Raw genomic sequence first — 14,633 nt, 5'->3', positions numbered from 1 at the left:
GAAAAGAGGCTGAGACGCGCGAAATGCCGACCCATTCCGAAACACGACCGCTGCCGCACTCAGCCCAGCAGATGTATGATCTGGTCGCGGATGTCGCCGCCTATCCGAAATTCCTGCCCTGGTGCGCCGCCGCGCGCATCCGCAAGGTCACGCCGCAGGGCGATGGCACTGACCTGATGGAGGCGGATCTGGTGATTTCTTTCAAGGTGTTTCGCGAACGGTTTGGCAGCCGCGTGATCCTGGCGCCGGCAAAGAAGCGGATCGATACCGAATATCTGGATGGCCCGTTCAAATATATGAAGAGCTATTGGGAATTCACCGACCGCGAAGATGGCGGCTGCGATGTCTCTTTCTTTGTCGACTTTGAGTTTAAGAACGCGGTGCTGCAGGGCATTATCGGCGTAGTCTTCAATGAGGCGATGCAACGCATCGTGCGCGCCTTTGAACAGCGCGCCGTTGCGCTTTACGGCTAGAAGTGCCTCACGGAGGGCTTTTCGTTCCAACAGGGCGCGGCTAGGGTTGCACCCCGCAAGGAGAGACGTGAATGCCCAATGCCCAGAATGATCCGATGACTGCAGCCCCTGTAACGGCGGCCCTGGCCCGGTTTGCCGCTGAAACTGTGGAAAACCAAATTCCTGAGGCGCCAATGGCGGTGATGCAGCTTTCACTCCTTGATTGGGTTGCCTGTGCGGTGGTTGGTGCGGATGAGCCGGTCTCCACCATCCTGCGCGACATGGTGTTGGCGGAGGGCGGTGCGCCGCAGGCCACGGTGGTGGGCGGCGGCCAGGTGCCGGCCCGTGCGGCGGCTTTGGCCAATGGTACGATCAGCCATGCGCTGGATTACGATGACACCCATTTTGCCCATATCGGCCACCCCTCGGTCGCTGTGGTCTCCGCCGCGCTGGCGGTTGCGGAAAAACATGGCGCGTCAGGGCGTGCCCTGCAACAGGCCTGCCTGATCGGGGTGGAGGCCGCGACGCGTGTCGGCGTCTGGCTGGGCCGGGATCATTATCAGGGCGGGTTCCATCAGACCGGCACAGCGGGGGCCTTTGGCGCGGCTTTGGCGGCGGCCCGTTTGATGGGGTTCTCAGCAGCGCAATGTGAAATGACCCTCGGCTTGGTGGCCACCCGGGCCTCGGGTCTGAAAAGCCAGTTTGGCACCATGGGCAAGCCCTATAACGCCGGGATCGCTGCCTCCAATGGCGTTGAAGCGGCAGAGATGGTGGCGCGTGGGTTCGTCGCCAAACCCGGCGCGCTGGAACTGGCACAGGGCTTCGGGCCAACCCATATGGGGCAGGGCGACCTGCTGGCGCTGGCGGGTCTGGGACAGGACTGGCTGTTTGAAACTGTCAGCCACAAGTTCCACGCCTGTTGTCACGGGCTGCACGCGGCGCTGGAGGCGCTGCAGGAGCTGATGCCGCTGCGCCCGGAAGAGGTCAGCGTGATTGAGGTCACCACCCATCCCCGCTGGTTGAGCGTCTGCAATCAACCGGCGCCAATGACCGGGCTTGGGGCGAAGTTTTCCTATAGCACGGTGCTGGCCATGGCCCTTTTGGGGCATGATACGGCGCGGCTCGACAGCTACAGCGATAAGGTCTGCGCCGATCCCGCCCTGCAGGCCTTGCGCGCCAAAGTGCGCGTCACCGCTGATGACAGCACCAGCGAAACCGGCACCCGGCTGCGGCTGCAGACCCGCTCTGGCATGTTTGAGGCCACCCACGACCTGATCGCCCCGATGGACCTGCAGGATCGCAAAGCCAAAGTGCTGCGCAAAGCCAAGAGCCTATTGGGCGCAGAGAGGGCGCAGCGGGTAGAGGCGCTGATTGCGAGTTATGCCGATGCGGTGGAATTGGGGGCGGTGTTGCGGGGGTAGCTGGAACGCATCTGGAGCGGCGCGAGATTACAGCTCAGATTTGTCGGGCTTTATGTAGTAAAATAAACCAGCGCCAAGACAGGCCCATAGAAAATGCGCGCTCAGTGTGTGTAATACGATGTTGGTTCCCAAAATTGCATTTGCACAGGATCCGGCAAGCGCCGGAGCGAAAAGAAAGCCGAAGACCGAGCCGCTTGTGACCAATCTTTGTTGTGTGTCTTTAGGCACCTTGAGCAAGTGCGCGGACACGAAGTATGCCAGCTTGGCGCCTATGCTTGTCCCTAGGTAGAGGCTGGCGATCAGGATGATAAGGTCCAGGGCTGATGAGGCCCCAGCGTGCCAGAATACCGCCGCGAGGAAGAGGAGGCCTACTGTGTAGCCAAGCCATCGCAGCAATTTCGCCCGTGGCTGAGATTTAAACAGATTTATCAAAATAGCTGTTTCCCGGTCTGGGGATGACGGTAAAAAACAGCGAAGCGCAGGTGTCGGCCTGAGAAGTTGATCAGTAGTCTTCCCCCACAATTTCAAGAATTCTCAAAATTGCACTGGCTCCTTCAACCACATATGAGGCGGTTTCTGCCTTTTCGATCATGGTCAGGTCAGACCACGTCCGCCCGGCATGTTGGCCTTTGAGGATGAGGGCATCGGCTTCGCCCGTCTCAGCGTTCAGTGTCAGGCTCAACTCATCCGTTTCCATCTGAAGCGATGGGGCGCCGTTGGTCAGTTGCAGCAGTGCTGCTTTCCTTTCAGCCTGCAATTCTGCAATGCGTTGCGCGCGCAGTTGCGTGTTCAGGCTTTGCGCCTTTTGCATTTCTTTTTGCCAGGACCGCAGCGCCACCAGGATGCCGGCACCTGCGCTGATGGGCACCAAAGGGGGAAACAGCACGGCCGCCATGGCGCCAAGCCCTACACTGGCGCCCGCGCCATGGGTCAGGGCCTTGCCGCTGGCCTTAAGGCGCATCCCAATCGGTTTGGTGACATTGTCGGACAACGTCCCGGTCAGGGTCCGCTGCAGATTGGAGGCAAGGATCGGCACCGCATTGGCGCGTTCCAATGAGCTGTTCATCCCGTTTTTCAGCGCGCCTGTCACGCTTGGTAGCGCTTCAATGCTGGTCTTGGCCTTGCCCAATGCCGCGTTTGAGGCAGAGAAAAAGCTCTCGCGTGTCCGTTCAAACAGTGAAGCGGGTTTATATTCTTCGCCAGTGGCTGGGGCGTAATCGGCCAGTACGCCAATCTCCACCTGCGTTTCTGTCAGGGCAGAGTGTTCCAGGCGTTCCCGTGCTGAGGATGCGAGTTGAGCTGCGCGATGGATGGAGCTGTAGAGTTGGTGACGTTCGTCTTCGCTGATCGATTTTATATCATCGATATCAGACAGCATCGTCACTACCGCGATGAAACTGGGGACATGAACCGAATGGAACGCCCTGTTCATACGCCATACCTCGCCATCACGGCGCAGCGCGTTTGAAATGTAGTCGATGTCCTGGGCCAGTGACCCGGTGGCGCGCCTAAACTCAAAATCGCCCTCAGACCGATCTGCGACCAGTGAAGCAAGTTGCGTCAAGTCCTTTAGTCGCTCTTCGTCACGTTCAAAATCTGGCAAATCAGAAGTCCCTCAGCTTCATGTCCGGTTAAGATATGTATCTGCCCGCAAAAGTTGAAGTCTATTCTGAGTCCAAGTGGTTCTGATTTTACTCCGCCAAAAAAAAGCGGGCCTCGTAAGGCCCGCTCAGTCTCTCACCGCCCTTGGGGTTCAAGGGTCGGCGCCACAGGAGAAGAGGGCGCCGGGTGAGTGGAAAATGCGTTACGACGAGTGGTCGTAGGCGCGTTCGCCGTGGGCCATCAGGTCCAGCCCGTTGACCTCGGTCTCGGCATCGACGCGCAGCGGGGTGATCAGGCCAACCAGCTTGGCAATCAGCACCGAGCCGACCAGCGTGAAGACCCCCACGATGACAAGGCTGCCCAGCTGGGCGGCCCAGGACCCTGCACCGAAGGCGGCGATCATGATGGTGCCGAAGATGCCGCCAACACCGTGTACAGCGAAGACATCCAGCGTGTCGTCGATTTTGATCTTATTGCGAATGAGGTTGACCGCTTCCTGGCAGAGGATCCCTGCGACCGCACCGATGATCAGTGCCTCAACCGGACCAACAAAGCCCGAGGCCGGGGTGATCGAGGCGAGGCCCGCAATGGTGCCGGTGACCAGACCCACCAGCGAGGCCTTGCCGTATTTGACCCACTCCCAGGCGGCCCAGGTCAGCGAGGCGGTGGCGGCCGAGATATGAGTGACGGTCAGCGCCATGGCTGCGCCGCCATCTGCGGCCAGCTGCGAGCCGCCGTTGAAGCCGAACCAGCCGACCCACAGCATCGAGGCGCCGATCATCACGTAGCCGGGGTTGTGCGGCGGGGTGGTCTGGTTTTTGCGGGCGCCCAGCATGACGGCCAGCACCAGCGCGGCGATGCCTGCGGTTTCATGCACCACGATGCCGCCAGCGAAATCCTTAACGCCGGTTTCGCCGAAGATGCCGCCATCCGACAGGAAGCCACCGCCCCAGATCCAATGGGTCACCGGTGCGTAGATCAGCAGCATCCAGAGGGCCGAGAACAGCAGCACAAAACCAAAGCCGATCCGTTCCACATAGGCGCCCACGATCAGCGCCGGGGTGATGATGGCAAAGGTCATCTGGAAGGCAAAGAACAGAACTTCGGGCAGGTTGCCTGACAGGGTGTCGGCGTTGATGCCGCCGAGGAACATTTTGCCCAGACCACCCCAATAGGCACCACCGTCGCCAAAGGCGATCGAGTAGCCTGCGACAAACCACAAGACGCTCATCAAACAGGCGATGGCGTAACAATGCATAAAGACACTGAGCACATTTCGTGCCCGCACCAGACCGCCGTAAAACAGCGCCAGTCCGGGCAATGTCATGAACAGCACCAGAGCTGTTGCGACGATGATCCAGGCGGTATCCGCTCCGTTCATGTTTCCGTTCCTTCCGTTCCCATTTCGGCGATGCATTTCAGAAAGGGCGCGAAAGAAAACAGCAAACACTGCAAAAACAGGCTAAAAATCACCCGTTTTGCAAAGTGTCTAAATTTTACGCGAAAATTTTATGCAGATGCTTAATTTGGCATCACACCGTAGTTGCCGCAATTTCCAGCAGGCTGAGTGCTTTTTGGGCGGCGGCCAGGCGCACCTTGGCGCGGCCCTTCGCGCCGAACTCAATGGTTTCGGTGCGGGTTTTGCCGCCCTCATAGGCCAGGCCAAAGCAGACCCGGCCTTCGGGTTTATGTTCGGATCCGCCGGGGCCTGCGATGCCGGTGATGGCAACGGCGACCTGCGCGTCGGAGTGCGCAAGCGCCCCTTCGGCCATTTCGCGGGCCACCTGTTCTGAGACAGCACCATGGGCTGTGAGGGTTTCGGGCCGCACGCCCAGCATCTGCTCTTTGGCGGCGTTGGTGTAGGTGACAAAACCGCGGTCCACCACGGCGGAGGAGCCGGCGATGTCGGTCAGCGCCGCCATCACCATGCCGCCGGTGCAGCTTTCGGCGGCGGTGGCCATCCAGCCGCGTTCCTTCAGCGCGTCCAGTGTGGCGCGGGCCTGTGCCTCGGCGATCACAGGCCCAGCACCCCGTGGCTGAGCCATGCGCCGATCATCACGACGATCCCGGCAAAGACCCCGGCGATCACATCATCCAGCATCACCCCAAGCGCGTCACCGCGCCGATCGGCCCAACCGATCGGGCCGGGTTTGGTGATGTCAAACAGGCGGAAGAACACAAAGGCGGTGACCCAACCGGGCCAAAGCGCCAGCATACCCGCGCCGGAATGGGTGATGCCGATAAAGACCGGGATCAGGGCGATCCATTGGCCGGCCACCTCATCAATCACAATCTCGGACGGGTCGTGATCGTCCTTACCACGGGTTTCAACCGCTGTGGCCCACCAGCCGAGGGCAAAGACCAGTGGCACCGCGATCAGAAAGGCATTCAGCCCGCCAATCCAGAAGATCAGGGCGCCAGCGGGCAGGGCGGCAAGGGATCCCCAGGTGCCGGGGGCCGGGCGCATCAGCCCGGCATAGAAGAAGGTCGCGAGCAGCTTGGTCATGTCATTGCGCCTTGATCAGGGTTGCAGTGGCGATGGCGGCAATGCCTTCTTCGCGGCCGGTGAAACCCAGCCGTTCCGAGGTTGTGGCCTTGATCGACACACGATCCATCTCCATCCCCAGAATGCGCGCCATTTCCGTCATCATCGCAGCGGCATGTGGCCCCACCTTGGGGTATTCGCAGACCAGCGTGCAGTCGACGTTCGAGATGGTGAACCCTTTGGAACGTGCCAGATCAGCGGCGTGTTTCAGGAAAATCTCACTGGCGGCGCCTTTCCACTGCGGATCCGAGGGCGGGAAGTGACGGCCAATGTCACCCTCAGCCATCGCGCCATAAAGCGCATCGGTCACCGCATGCATGCCCACATCCGCATCTGAATGCCCCTGTAGTCCGCGCCCATGGGGGATCTTCACCCCGCAGAGGATCACATGATCCCCTTCGCCAAACCGATGCACGTCGTAGCCATTGCCCAGACGGATATCCATGTGTTCTTCCTTTTTGGTCTGCTCACGCAGGATGTCTTCGGCGCGGGCGAAATCGCCGGGCCGGGTGATTTTCAGGTTGCTCTCCTCGCCCGGAACGATGGCCACGTCAATGCCATGGGCGCGTGCCACTTCAACATCATCGGCGGCCCCGCCGGGGTGGGCATCATGTGCCTCCAGCAGCGCATCATAGTGAAAGGCCTGTGGCGTCTGGGCCCGGTAGAGCGCGCTGCGGTCCTGCACCCCGGCCACCAGCCCTTCGTCCCCCCGCCAGAGGGCATCCACCACCTCCAGCCCCGGGGCTGCGGCCTGATGGATGTCCAGCGTATCAATCAACTGGTCGATCAGATCGGCGGACAGGCAGGGGCGGGCGACGTCATGCACCAGCACCTTGTGCACATCGCTGCCTGCAAGCGCCTGTAGCCCGTTCAACACCGATTGGTCGCGGCTGTCACCGCCAAAACAATGGCTGACCTTCGGGTGACTGGACCATTCAGCCAGATGCGCCACATCATCGGGATGGATGACCAACATCACCTGATCGATGCGCGGATGATCCACCAGCGCCATGAGCGTTTGATCCGCCACCCGCTGCCCGGCCAGAGGGCGCCATTGTTTTGGCAGTCCCGCGCCTGCGCGGGTGCCCCGTCCGGCGGCAACGATAAGGGCGGCTGTGGTCATCTAAGGCTCCGCAACGAAGGGCCGCACATCTGGAGGTGCGGCTGAGGTTAGTTTGTTGCGATCCTGCATAGGCGGAGAGACCGATAAGAGCAACGCTGAGCCTGATCCAGAGGCAATTGCTTAAAAATTAGGCGATTGACATTGGGGTGGCTAAAAACGTAGCGGGTTTCGTTGAAACTCCCTCAATCTCTGGTCTAGCCAGAGAGTAACGCACAAGGATTAAGCAGTCATGCCGCTCAGGCTTGCAGATAAAACCATCACATCCCCGGTCTTTCTGGCCCCGCTGGCCGGAATCACCGATCTGCCGTTTCGCGATCTGGTGTCGCGTTTTGGGGCTGGGCTGGTGGTCAGTGAAATGGTGGCCAGTCAGGAAATGGTTCAGGCCAAACCCGGCGTGCGCGAAAAGGCCGAATTGGGCTTTGACAAGGTGAACACCGCCGTGCAGCTGGCTGGGCGCGAGGCCTCGTGGATGGCGCTGGCGGCCAAGATGGTTGAGGACAATGGCGCCCAGATCATCGACATCAACATGGGCTGCCCCGCCAAAAAGGTGGTGAACGGCTATTCCGGCTCAGCCCTGCTGAAAGATCTGGATCACGCCCTGACCCTGATTGAGGCGGTGGTGGAAGCCGTGGATCTGCCGGTCACCCTGAAAACCCGGCTGGGCTGGGATGACAACCTGCTGAACGCGCCTGAACTGGCCAAACGGGCCGAGGCCGCGGGCATTCAGATGATCACCATTCATGGCCGCACCCGCTGCCAGTTCTACAAAGGCAGCGCCGATTGGGCGGCGATCAACCGCGTGAAAGAGGCGGTATCGATCCCGGTGGTTGCCAATGGCGATATCTGTTCCGCTACAGACGCCCGTCAGGCGCTGGATCTTTCTGGCGCGGATGGGGTGATGATCGGGCGCGGATCGCAGGGACGGCCCTGGTTGCTGGCGCAGGTTGCGGCAGATCTTTTTGGGTCAGAGGCGCCAGAGGTGCCGGAGGGTGCGGCGCTCGCCGATATGATCGTCGCACATTATGAGGCGATGCTGGCTTTTTATGGCATGGATCTGGGGCTGCGTGTCGCCCGCAAACATCTGGGCTGGTATATGGATGAGGCAGGCACCCATACTGCGCTGCGCCGCGCTGTGCTGACCGAAAAGGATCCGGCCAAGGTCATCAAACTGCTGCCGCAGGCCATTTTGCACCCAGAGGAGGCCGCAGCATGACCGGTGAGGCGCAGATGGACGTAAACCTGTGGTCGTCATTGCCCATTCCCGGCGTGTTGATCGACCCGGAGGATCGGATCACCGATATCAATTCCGCCGCTGAAGGGTTCCTGAACACCTCGGCCAAATCCATTCAGGGTGAACCTGTCTGGGACCGCATCATGGTTGATGCCCCGATGGAAGAGGCCTTTGAGCGGGCGCGGGAAACCAATTCGCCGCTGTTTGTGAACGATGTGGATGTGGGCACCGGCAGCCGGGCGCCGCTGCATTGCAATCTGCAGATCGCCCCCCTTCAGGGCCGGCCGGGGCATATGATCTTCCTCATTTCGCCACGCGAGTTGGCAGGGCGGATGACGCAGAGCAATTCGGTCAAATCCGCGGCCAAATCCGCGATCGGCATGGCCGAGATGCTGGCGCATGAGATCAAGAACCCGCTGGCAGGGATCACCGGCGCGGCGCAGCTTTTGTCCATGAACCTCAGCCCCGAAGATCTGGAGCTGACGGATCTGATCGTTGAAGAAAGCCGTCGGATTGTGAAGCTGCTGGAGCAGGTGGAGCAGTTTGGCAACCTGTCTGAGCCAGAGCGGCAAGAGGTCAATATTCACGACGTGCTGGACCGCGCACGACGTTCGGCCCTGCTGGGCTTTGGCGCGCATATGAAGATTGTTGAGGATTACGATCCCTCGCTGCCTATGGCACTGGGGGATCCGGATCAGCTGCTGCAGGTGGTTCTGAACTTGGTAAAGAACGCCTCGGAAGCTGCTGATAAAAAAGGCGGAAACATCCGCCTTCATACCTTCTACGAACACTCGTTCCGCCTGCGGCGTGCGGATGGCACCGGCCAATCGTTGCCGCTGCAGATCGAGATCATCGATGACGGGCCGGGTCTGCCCGAAGACATCAAGGGCGATATCTTTGATCCCTTTGTCTCGGGACGGGAAAACGGCACCGGTCTGGGGCTGGCGCTGGTCAGCAAAATCATATCCGACCACGGCGGCTGGATCTCGGTGGACAGCACCCCCGGCCGCACGGTTTTCAAAATATCTCTGCCGCTCGCAGAGGCGCCAAAGAAGCGCTTAAAAAAGGAGAGCTAACCGATGGATGGCACCGTTCTGGTCGCGGATGATGACCGCACGATCCGTACCGTTTTGACCCAAGCGCTGACCCGCGCCGGCTGTAAGGTGCATGCCACCTCGTCGCTGACCACGCTGATGCGCTGGGTGGCCGAAGGTAAAGGTGATGTGGTGATTTCGGATGTGGTCATGCCGGACGGTAACGGATTGGAAATGTTGCCGAAAATAGCACAGGATCGGCCAGGATTGCCGGTGATCGTCATCTCGGCCCAGAACACCATCATGACCGCCATTCAGGCCGCCGAGGCCGAGGCTTATGATTATCTGCCCAAACCCTTCGATCTGCCCGATCTGATGAAACGCACCGCCAAGGCGCTGGAGCAGCGTCAGCGTGCAGCGCCCGCAGCCCGCGTTGAAGAGGCTGAGCGCCCGGATGAACTGCCACTTGTGGGGCGCACACCTGCGATGCAGTCGCTCTATCGCCTTGTGGCGCGGGTGATGAATACCGATCTGCCGGTGCTGATCGCTGGTGAAAGTGGGACGGGTAAGTCACTGATTGCACGAGCAATTCACGATTTTTCCGACCGTCGCACGCTGCCCTTTGTCACCGTGACGGCCAGTGACCTGCAGGACATCGAGGGCCCATCGCGCAGCCTGGCGCGGGTCAAAGGCGGCACGCTGCTGATCGATGAGATCGGCGATGTGGACGCCGAGGTACAAGCACGCATCGTGCGGATGATCGACAATCCCGGCGAACATGTGCCGCGCTTCATGGCGACCAGCCAGACCGACCTGACCGAAGCGCTGGATCGTGGCGATATTCGTCAGGACCTCTATTACCGGCTGAGCGGTGCAACGCTGATGGTGCCCTCGCTGCGGGAGCGGGTGGAGGATATTCCGCTCTTGGCCGAACACTTCCTGTTGCGGGCAGAACGGGATGGCCAGCCGTCACGTCGCCTGTCTGAGGACGCGATGGAATTGATGCGCAGCTACAGTTGGCCCGGCAATGTGCGCCAGCTGGAACATGCGGTGCGCCGTTTGGTGCTGACCTCCCGCGCTGAAGAGATCACCCGGTCCGAGGTGGAGATGGTGCTGGGCAACCAGCCCGAGATGGAGCCGGTGCTGGGCGGCGGTGATACTGAAAAGCTCTCGGCCTCGGTCGCGCGTCATCTGCGCCGCTATTTCGATTTGCATGGCGCCATGTTGCCGCCCGCCGGGCTATACGCGCGGATTCTGCGTGAGGTGGAGCTGCCGCTGATCGAAATCGCACTTGAAGCCACAGGTGGCAATCAGGCGAAATGCGCGGATCTCTTGGGCATCAACCGCAATACGCTGCGCAAGAAGATCACCGATCTGGATATTAACGTGACACGACGCCGGAAATTGATGTAAAACCGCAACAATGGCGTGGCAAATCGGTTGGAAACATTGGTTTGACCCCCAAATAAAGCGGTTCGTCGCGCAAAGCGACACATCAGAATGAGGGCAAAGCGTGGCCTCCGAGGCACAGCAGAAACGCTCATGGGCGAAAATCAGCCGGTTGCGACGGCAGCGGAGGGTGCAGAATATTGCCACCTTCTGTCTGGTGGTCCTTGCGCCGGTTCTGGTGATCGCCACCTATCTGGTGCTTGGCCCTCTGGATCAGGGGGCGTCGTCATTCTCCCTTCGGGTGATCCTGCTGGCCGATTTCGTCTATGCGATGTTGGTGGCTGCGTTGGTTCTGCAAAGGATCGTGGCGCTGATCGCGGCGCGTCGGGCAAAATCCGCAGGATCCCGGCTGCACCTGCGCCTGACCGGCGTCTTTGCAATTCTGGCGTTGATCCCCACAGTTTCGGTGGCCATCTTTGCAGCCTTGACCGTGAACATCGGCCTTGAAGGCTGGTTTTCGGACCGCGTGCGGCAGGTGGTTGGCACCTCGTTGGAGGCGGCGGAAGCCTATGAGGAAGAGCACCGCCGTGATCTGATGCTGGATATTTCAGCGCTGGCCGATCACATTGATCGATCAAGGCGGCAGACCTTTTTCATGACCGATGGTGATGTGCGGATCGTGCTGGCCCAGGGGCAGGCGCAGATCCAGCGTGGCCTGCGTGAGGCCTATGTAATCGACGGTACCGGCCAGATCCGCGCCCGGGGGGAACGCAGCTATCTGTTTGATTTCGAACAACCTTCCTCAAGTCAACTGCAGGCCGCCAGTGAAAATGGCGCGCAGATCATTGAGGATTGGGAAAACAACGAGTTCCGCGCGCTGGTGCGGCTGAATGAGTTTGTGGACCGGTTCCTGTATATCAGCCGTGAGGTCGATGGTGAGCTGCTGAGCCTGTTGGATGACACCAAAGAAACCGCGCAGTTTTATCAGCAGTTGGAAAGCGAACGCGGACGGGTGCTGTTTGAATTTGGCCTGATCTATCTGGGCTTTGCGGTGATCCTGATCCTGGCCGCGATCTGGCTGGGGCTGTGGTTCGCCGAACGTTTGTCGCGTCCGGTTGGGCGGTTGACTGGTGCGGCGCAGCGCGTCGGGGCGGGCGATCTGGATGTGCGGGTGATGGAAGAGGATGGCGATGATGAAATCGCCATGCTGGGCCGGTACTTCAACCAGATGACCCGACAGCTAAAAGCGCAGCGCGAGACGCTGTTGGAAAACACCGAACAGATCGAACGCCGGCGCCGGTTGTTTGACTCGGTTCTTAGCTCCGTTACTTCCGGCGTTGTTGGTCTGGATGAGGAGGGGCGCGTGACCTTTGTGAACCGGTCGGCAGAACGTCTGTTGGATTGGGGCGAAGACCACGCCAGCCTGGCGCTCTCGGTTGCGGTGCCGGAGTTTGCATCGCTGTTTGAGCGGCTGAAAGCGGATGAGCTGGGCACCCTGCAGGAAGAGGTCAAGGTGACCCGCAACGGTCAGTTGGAAAACCTGCTGGTGCGGATGGCAACGCGTTACGGCGAAGAGGGCGTGCCAGAAGGTTACGTAGTGGCCTTTGACGACGTCAGCGATCTGGTGGCCGCACAGCGTATGGCGGCCTGGGGTGACGTGGCGCGCCGGATTGCCCATGAGATCAAGAACCCGCTGACGCCCATTCAGCTGTCGGCGGAGCGGATCAAGCGTAAATTCAGCCGCCATCTGAACGAAGATAATGCTGACAGCCTGGCGCAGCTTACTGAGGTTATTGTGCGCCAAACCAACGACTTGCGGCGCATTGTTGATGAATTTTCCAAATTTGCCCGGATGCCGGAACCCGAGCGCCGCCCCGAGGATCTGCGCCAGTTGGTGCAGGATGCGGTGCTGTTGCAGCAGGCCGGGCAGCCGGATGTGACGATCACCGCCAATCTGCCAGAGGGGGCGGTTTTGGCCGATCTTGACGCAACGATGATTTCGCAGGCGCTGACAAATCTGATCAAGAACGCCGGTGAAGCTATTGAAAGTTATAACAAAAAATCACCTGATACCCCGATCAGCGGCCAGATCAATATTACCATGTGTGGCGAGGGGCGCAGCGCGGTGATCCGGATTATGGATAATGGCATCGGCCTGCCCGAGGACCGGACGCGGCTGTTTGAACCCTATGTGACCACGCGTAGCGAAGGCACCGGGCTTGGCCTGCCGATTGTGAAGAAAATTATTGAAGAACATGGCGGTACGCTCTCACTCGAAGATGCGCCGGCATTCGAAGAAGGGGCCCGCAGAGGCGCCATGGCAATCATCCGGCTGGGGGTGACCTCCACCGGCAAAGACAGCGAAGACACAGCCGCAACAGAGGCGGCAGAATGACAGACGTGAGGACAAGATGAGTGATATTCTGATTGTTGACGACGAAAAGGACATTCGCGAGCTGATCTCGGATATCCTTGAAGATGAAGGCTTTACCACCCGCCTTGCAGGTAACTCTGATGAGGCGATGAATGAGATCAACGGCGAACCGCCAGCGCTGATCATTCTGGATATCTGGCTCAAGGACAGCCGGATGGACGGGATCGACATTCTGAAAACGGTGAAGCGGGACAATCCGGATGTGCCAGTGGTGATCATTTCGGGGCACGGCAATATTGAAATTGCGGTCGCGGCGATCAAACAGGGCGCTTACGATTTCATCGAAAAGCCGTTCAACATCGATCAGCTGCTGGTGGTGATCCGCCGGGCGATGGAAACCTCGCGGCTGCGGCGTGAAAACCAGAAGCTGCGGCGCAAGGGCAGCAATGAGGCCGAGATGATCGGCGATACTGCCTCCTTCCGTACCCTGGTGGGCCAGCTGGAGAAGGTGACCAAATCCAACGGTCGGGTGATGCTCTCGGGTCCCTCCGGCGTCGGGAAAGAGGTGGCTGCGCGCTACATCCATGCCCAATCCAACCGGGCCTCGGCCCCCTTTGTGACGGTTGGCTGCGCCACGATTGAGCCTGAGCGGATCGAAGAGGTGCTGTTTGGCCGCGAAAGTGCAGAACGCGGCGTGGAGCCGGGGCTGTTGGAGCAGGCGCATGGCGGCGTGATCTTCTTTGATGAGGTTGCGGATATGCCGTTGGGCTCACAGTCCAAGATCCTGCGGGTTCTGGTGGATCAGCAGTTCCAGCGGGTTGGTGGCGCGGACAAGGTGCGGGTGGATCTGCGGGTGATTTCCTCCACAAGCCGCGATCTGGAGGGTGAGATTGCCGCCGGGCGTTTCCGGCAGGAGCTGTATCATCGTCTGAACGTGGTGCCGATCGCCGTGCCTTCGCTGGAAGAACGCCGCGAGGATATTCCGGTGCTTGCGCAGCATTTCATTGAGATGTTCAACCAGACCCAGGGCCTGCCGCTGCGCGAATTGTCCGAGGATGCGGTTGCGCTGATGCAGACCATGCGTTGGCCCGGCAATGTGCGCCAGCTGCGCAACCTGATTGAACGGGTGCTGATCCTGGGCGATGGCAGTGGCGCGATTGAGGCCAAGGAACTGCCGGGCAGCAGCGAAGGGGGCGACAGTTCCGATCAGGTGGTTCTGACCGGCACCTTGGCAACCTTGCCGCTGCGGGAGGCGCGGGAAGTCTTTGAACGGGAATACCTGCTGACGCAGATCAACCGCTTTGGTGGCAACATCAGCCGTACCGCCAATTTTGTTGGCATGGAACGTTCCGCTCTGCACCGCAAGCTGAAGTCGCTGGGGGTCGTGACCACCTCCAAGGCGGGCGCGCGGGTTGCGACAGTGGATAAAGAAACCGCCGAGGCTGAATAAGCCCCGGCGGTC

13 protein-coding genes are annotated in these 14,633 nt (G+C 60.2%); 7 read left to right on the top strand and 6 right to left on the bottom strand.

The window, feature by feature from the left end:
• Positions 1-23 precede the first annotated feature (23 nt).
• Complete coding sequence (locus TL5118_RS07705) at positions 24-473, top strand: type II toxin-antitoxin system RatA family toxin (protein WP_058243728.1); 450 nt, start codon at positions 24-26, stop codon at positions 471-473.
• Positions 474-544: 71 nt separating this feature from the next.
• Entirely contained in the window at positions 545-1,873 is a 1,329-nt protein-coding gene (locus tag TL5118_RS07700; protein WP_242601753.1) for an MmgE/PrpD family protein, read from the top strand.
• Between the two features lie 27 nt (positions 1,874-1,900).
• Here the strand turns inward: TL5118_RS07700 and TL5118_RS07695 are convergent, their stop codons facing one another.
• The 6 genes from TL5118_RS07695 to TL5118_RS07670 form a co-directional block, all read right to left on the bottom strand.
• A complete protein-coding gene (locus TL5118_RS07695) occupies positions 1,901-2,305 on the bottom strand; it encodes a hypothetical protein (protein WP_058243719.1) in 405 nt (134 codons plus the stop codon).
• Positions 2,306-2,375: 70 nt separating this feature from the next.
• A complete protein-coding gene (locus TL5118_RS07690) occupies positions 2,376-3,437 on the bottom strand; it encodes a hypothetical protein (protein ID WP_058260776.1) in 1,062 nt (353 codons plus the stop codon).
• Between the two features lie 240 nt (positions 3,438-3,677).
• Entirely contained in the window at positions 3,678-4,856 is a 1,179-nt protein-coding gene (locus tag TL5118_RS07685) for an ammonium transporter (RefSeq protein WP_058243721.1), read from the bottom strand.
• 151 nt (positions 4,857-5,007) lie between these two features.
• Positions 5,008-5,520 carry a CinA family protein gene (locus tag TL5118_RS07680; RefSeq protein ID WP_082626294.1) on the bottom strand — a complete coding sequence of 171 codons (513 nt, stop codon included), beginning with the start codon at positions 5,518-5,520 and terminating at the stop codon, positions 5,008-5,010.
• Positions 5,490-5,981, bottom strand: a complete 492-nt coding sequence (locus TL5118_RS07675; RefSeq protein ID WP_058243722.1) for a phosphatidylglycerophosphatase A family protein — start codon at positions 5,979-5,981, stop codon at positions 5,490-5,492. The genes TL5118_RS07680 and TL5118_RS07675 overlap by 31 nt, the downstream gene beginning before the upstream one ends.
• Before the next feature lies 1 nt (position 5,982).
• A complete protein-coding gene (locus TL5118_RS07670; protein ID WP_058243723.1) occupies positions 5,983-7,143 on the bottom strand; it encodes a bifunctional 2-C-methyl-D-erythritol 4-phosphate cytidylyltransferase/2-C-methyl-D-erythritol 2,4-cyclodiphosphate synthase in 1,161 nt (386 codons plus the stop codon).
• Between the two features lie 229 nt (positions 7,144-7,372).
• On the opposite strand from TL5118_RS07670, the gene dusB reads away from it, so the two are divergent.
• From dusB to ntrX, 5 genes are all read left to right on the top strand, one after another.
• A complete protein-coding gene (gene dusB / locus TL5118_RS07665) occupies positions 7,373-8,356 on the top strand; it encodes a tRNA dihydrouridine synthase DusB (protein ID WP_058242062.1) in 984 nt (327 codons plus the stop codon).
• Positions 8,353-9,450: a two-component system sensor histidine kinase NtrB gene (locus TL5118_RS07660; protein ID WP_082626134.1), complete on the top strand. Its 1,098-nt coding sequence runs from the start codon at positions 8,353-8,355 to the stop codon at positions 9,448-9,450. Before dusB ends, TL5118_RS07660 begins: the two co-directional genes overlap by 4 nt.
• 3 nt (positions 9,451-9,453) lie before the next feature.
• Complete coding sequence (locus TL5118_RS07655) at positions 9,454-10,821, top strand: response regulator (protein WP_058242061.1); 1,368 nt, start codon at positions 9,454-9,456, stop codon at positions 10,819-10,821.
• 166 nt (positions 10,822-10,987) lie between these two features.
• Complete coding sequence (locus TL5118_RS07650) at positions 10,988-13,192, top strand: sensor histidine kinase NtrY-like (protein ID WP_242601752.1); 2,205 nt, start codon at positions 10,988-10,990, stop codon at positions 13,190-13,192.
• Positions 13,193-13,208: 16 nt separating this feature from the next.
• A complete protein-coding gene (gene ntrX / locus TL5118_RS07645) occupies positions 13,209-14,621 on the top strand; it encodes a nitrogen assimilation response regulator NtrX (protein ID WP_058242059.1) in 1,413 nt (470 codons plus the stop codon).
• The last annotated feature ends 12 nt before the right edge of the window (positions 14,622-14,633 follow it).

Source organism: Thalassovita autumnalis, assembly GCF_001458255.1.
GTDB classification, from domain to species: domain Bacteria; phylum Pseudomonadota; class Alphaproteobacteria; order Rhodobacterales; family Rhodobacteraceae; genus Thalassobius; species Thalassobius autumnalis.
The sequence above is the reverse complement of the archived record's forward strand: the minus strand, read 5'-3'. Positions and strand labels throughout refer to the sequence as shown.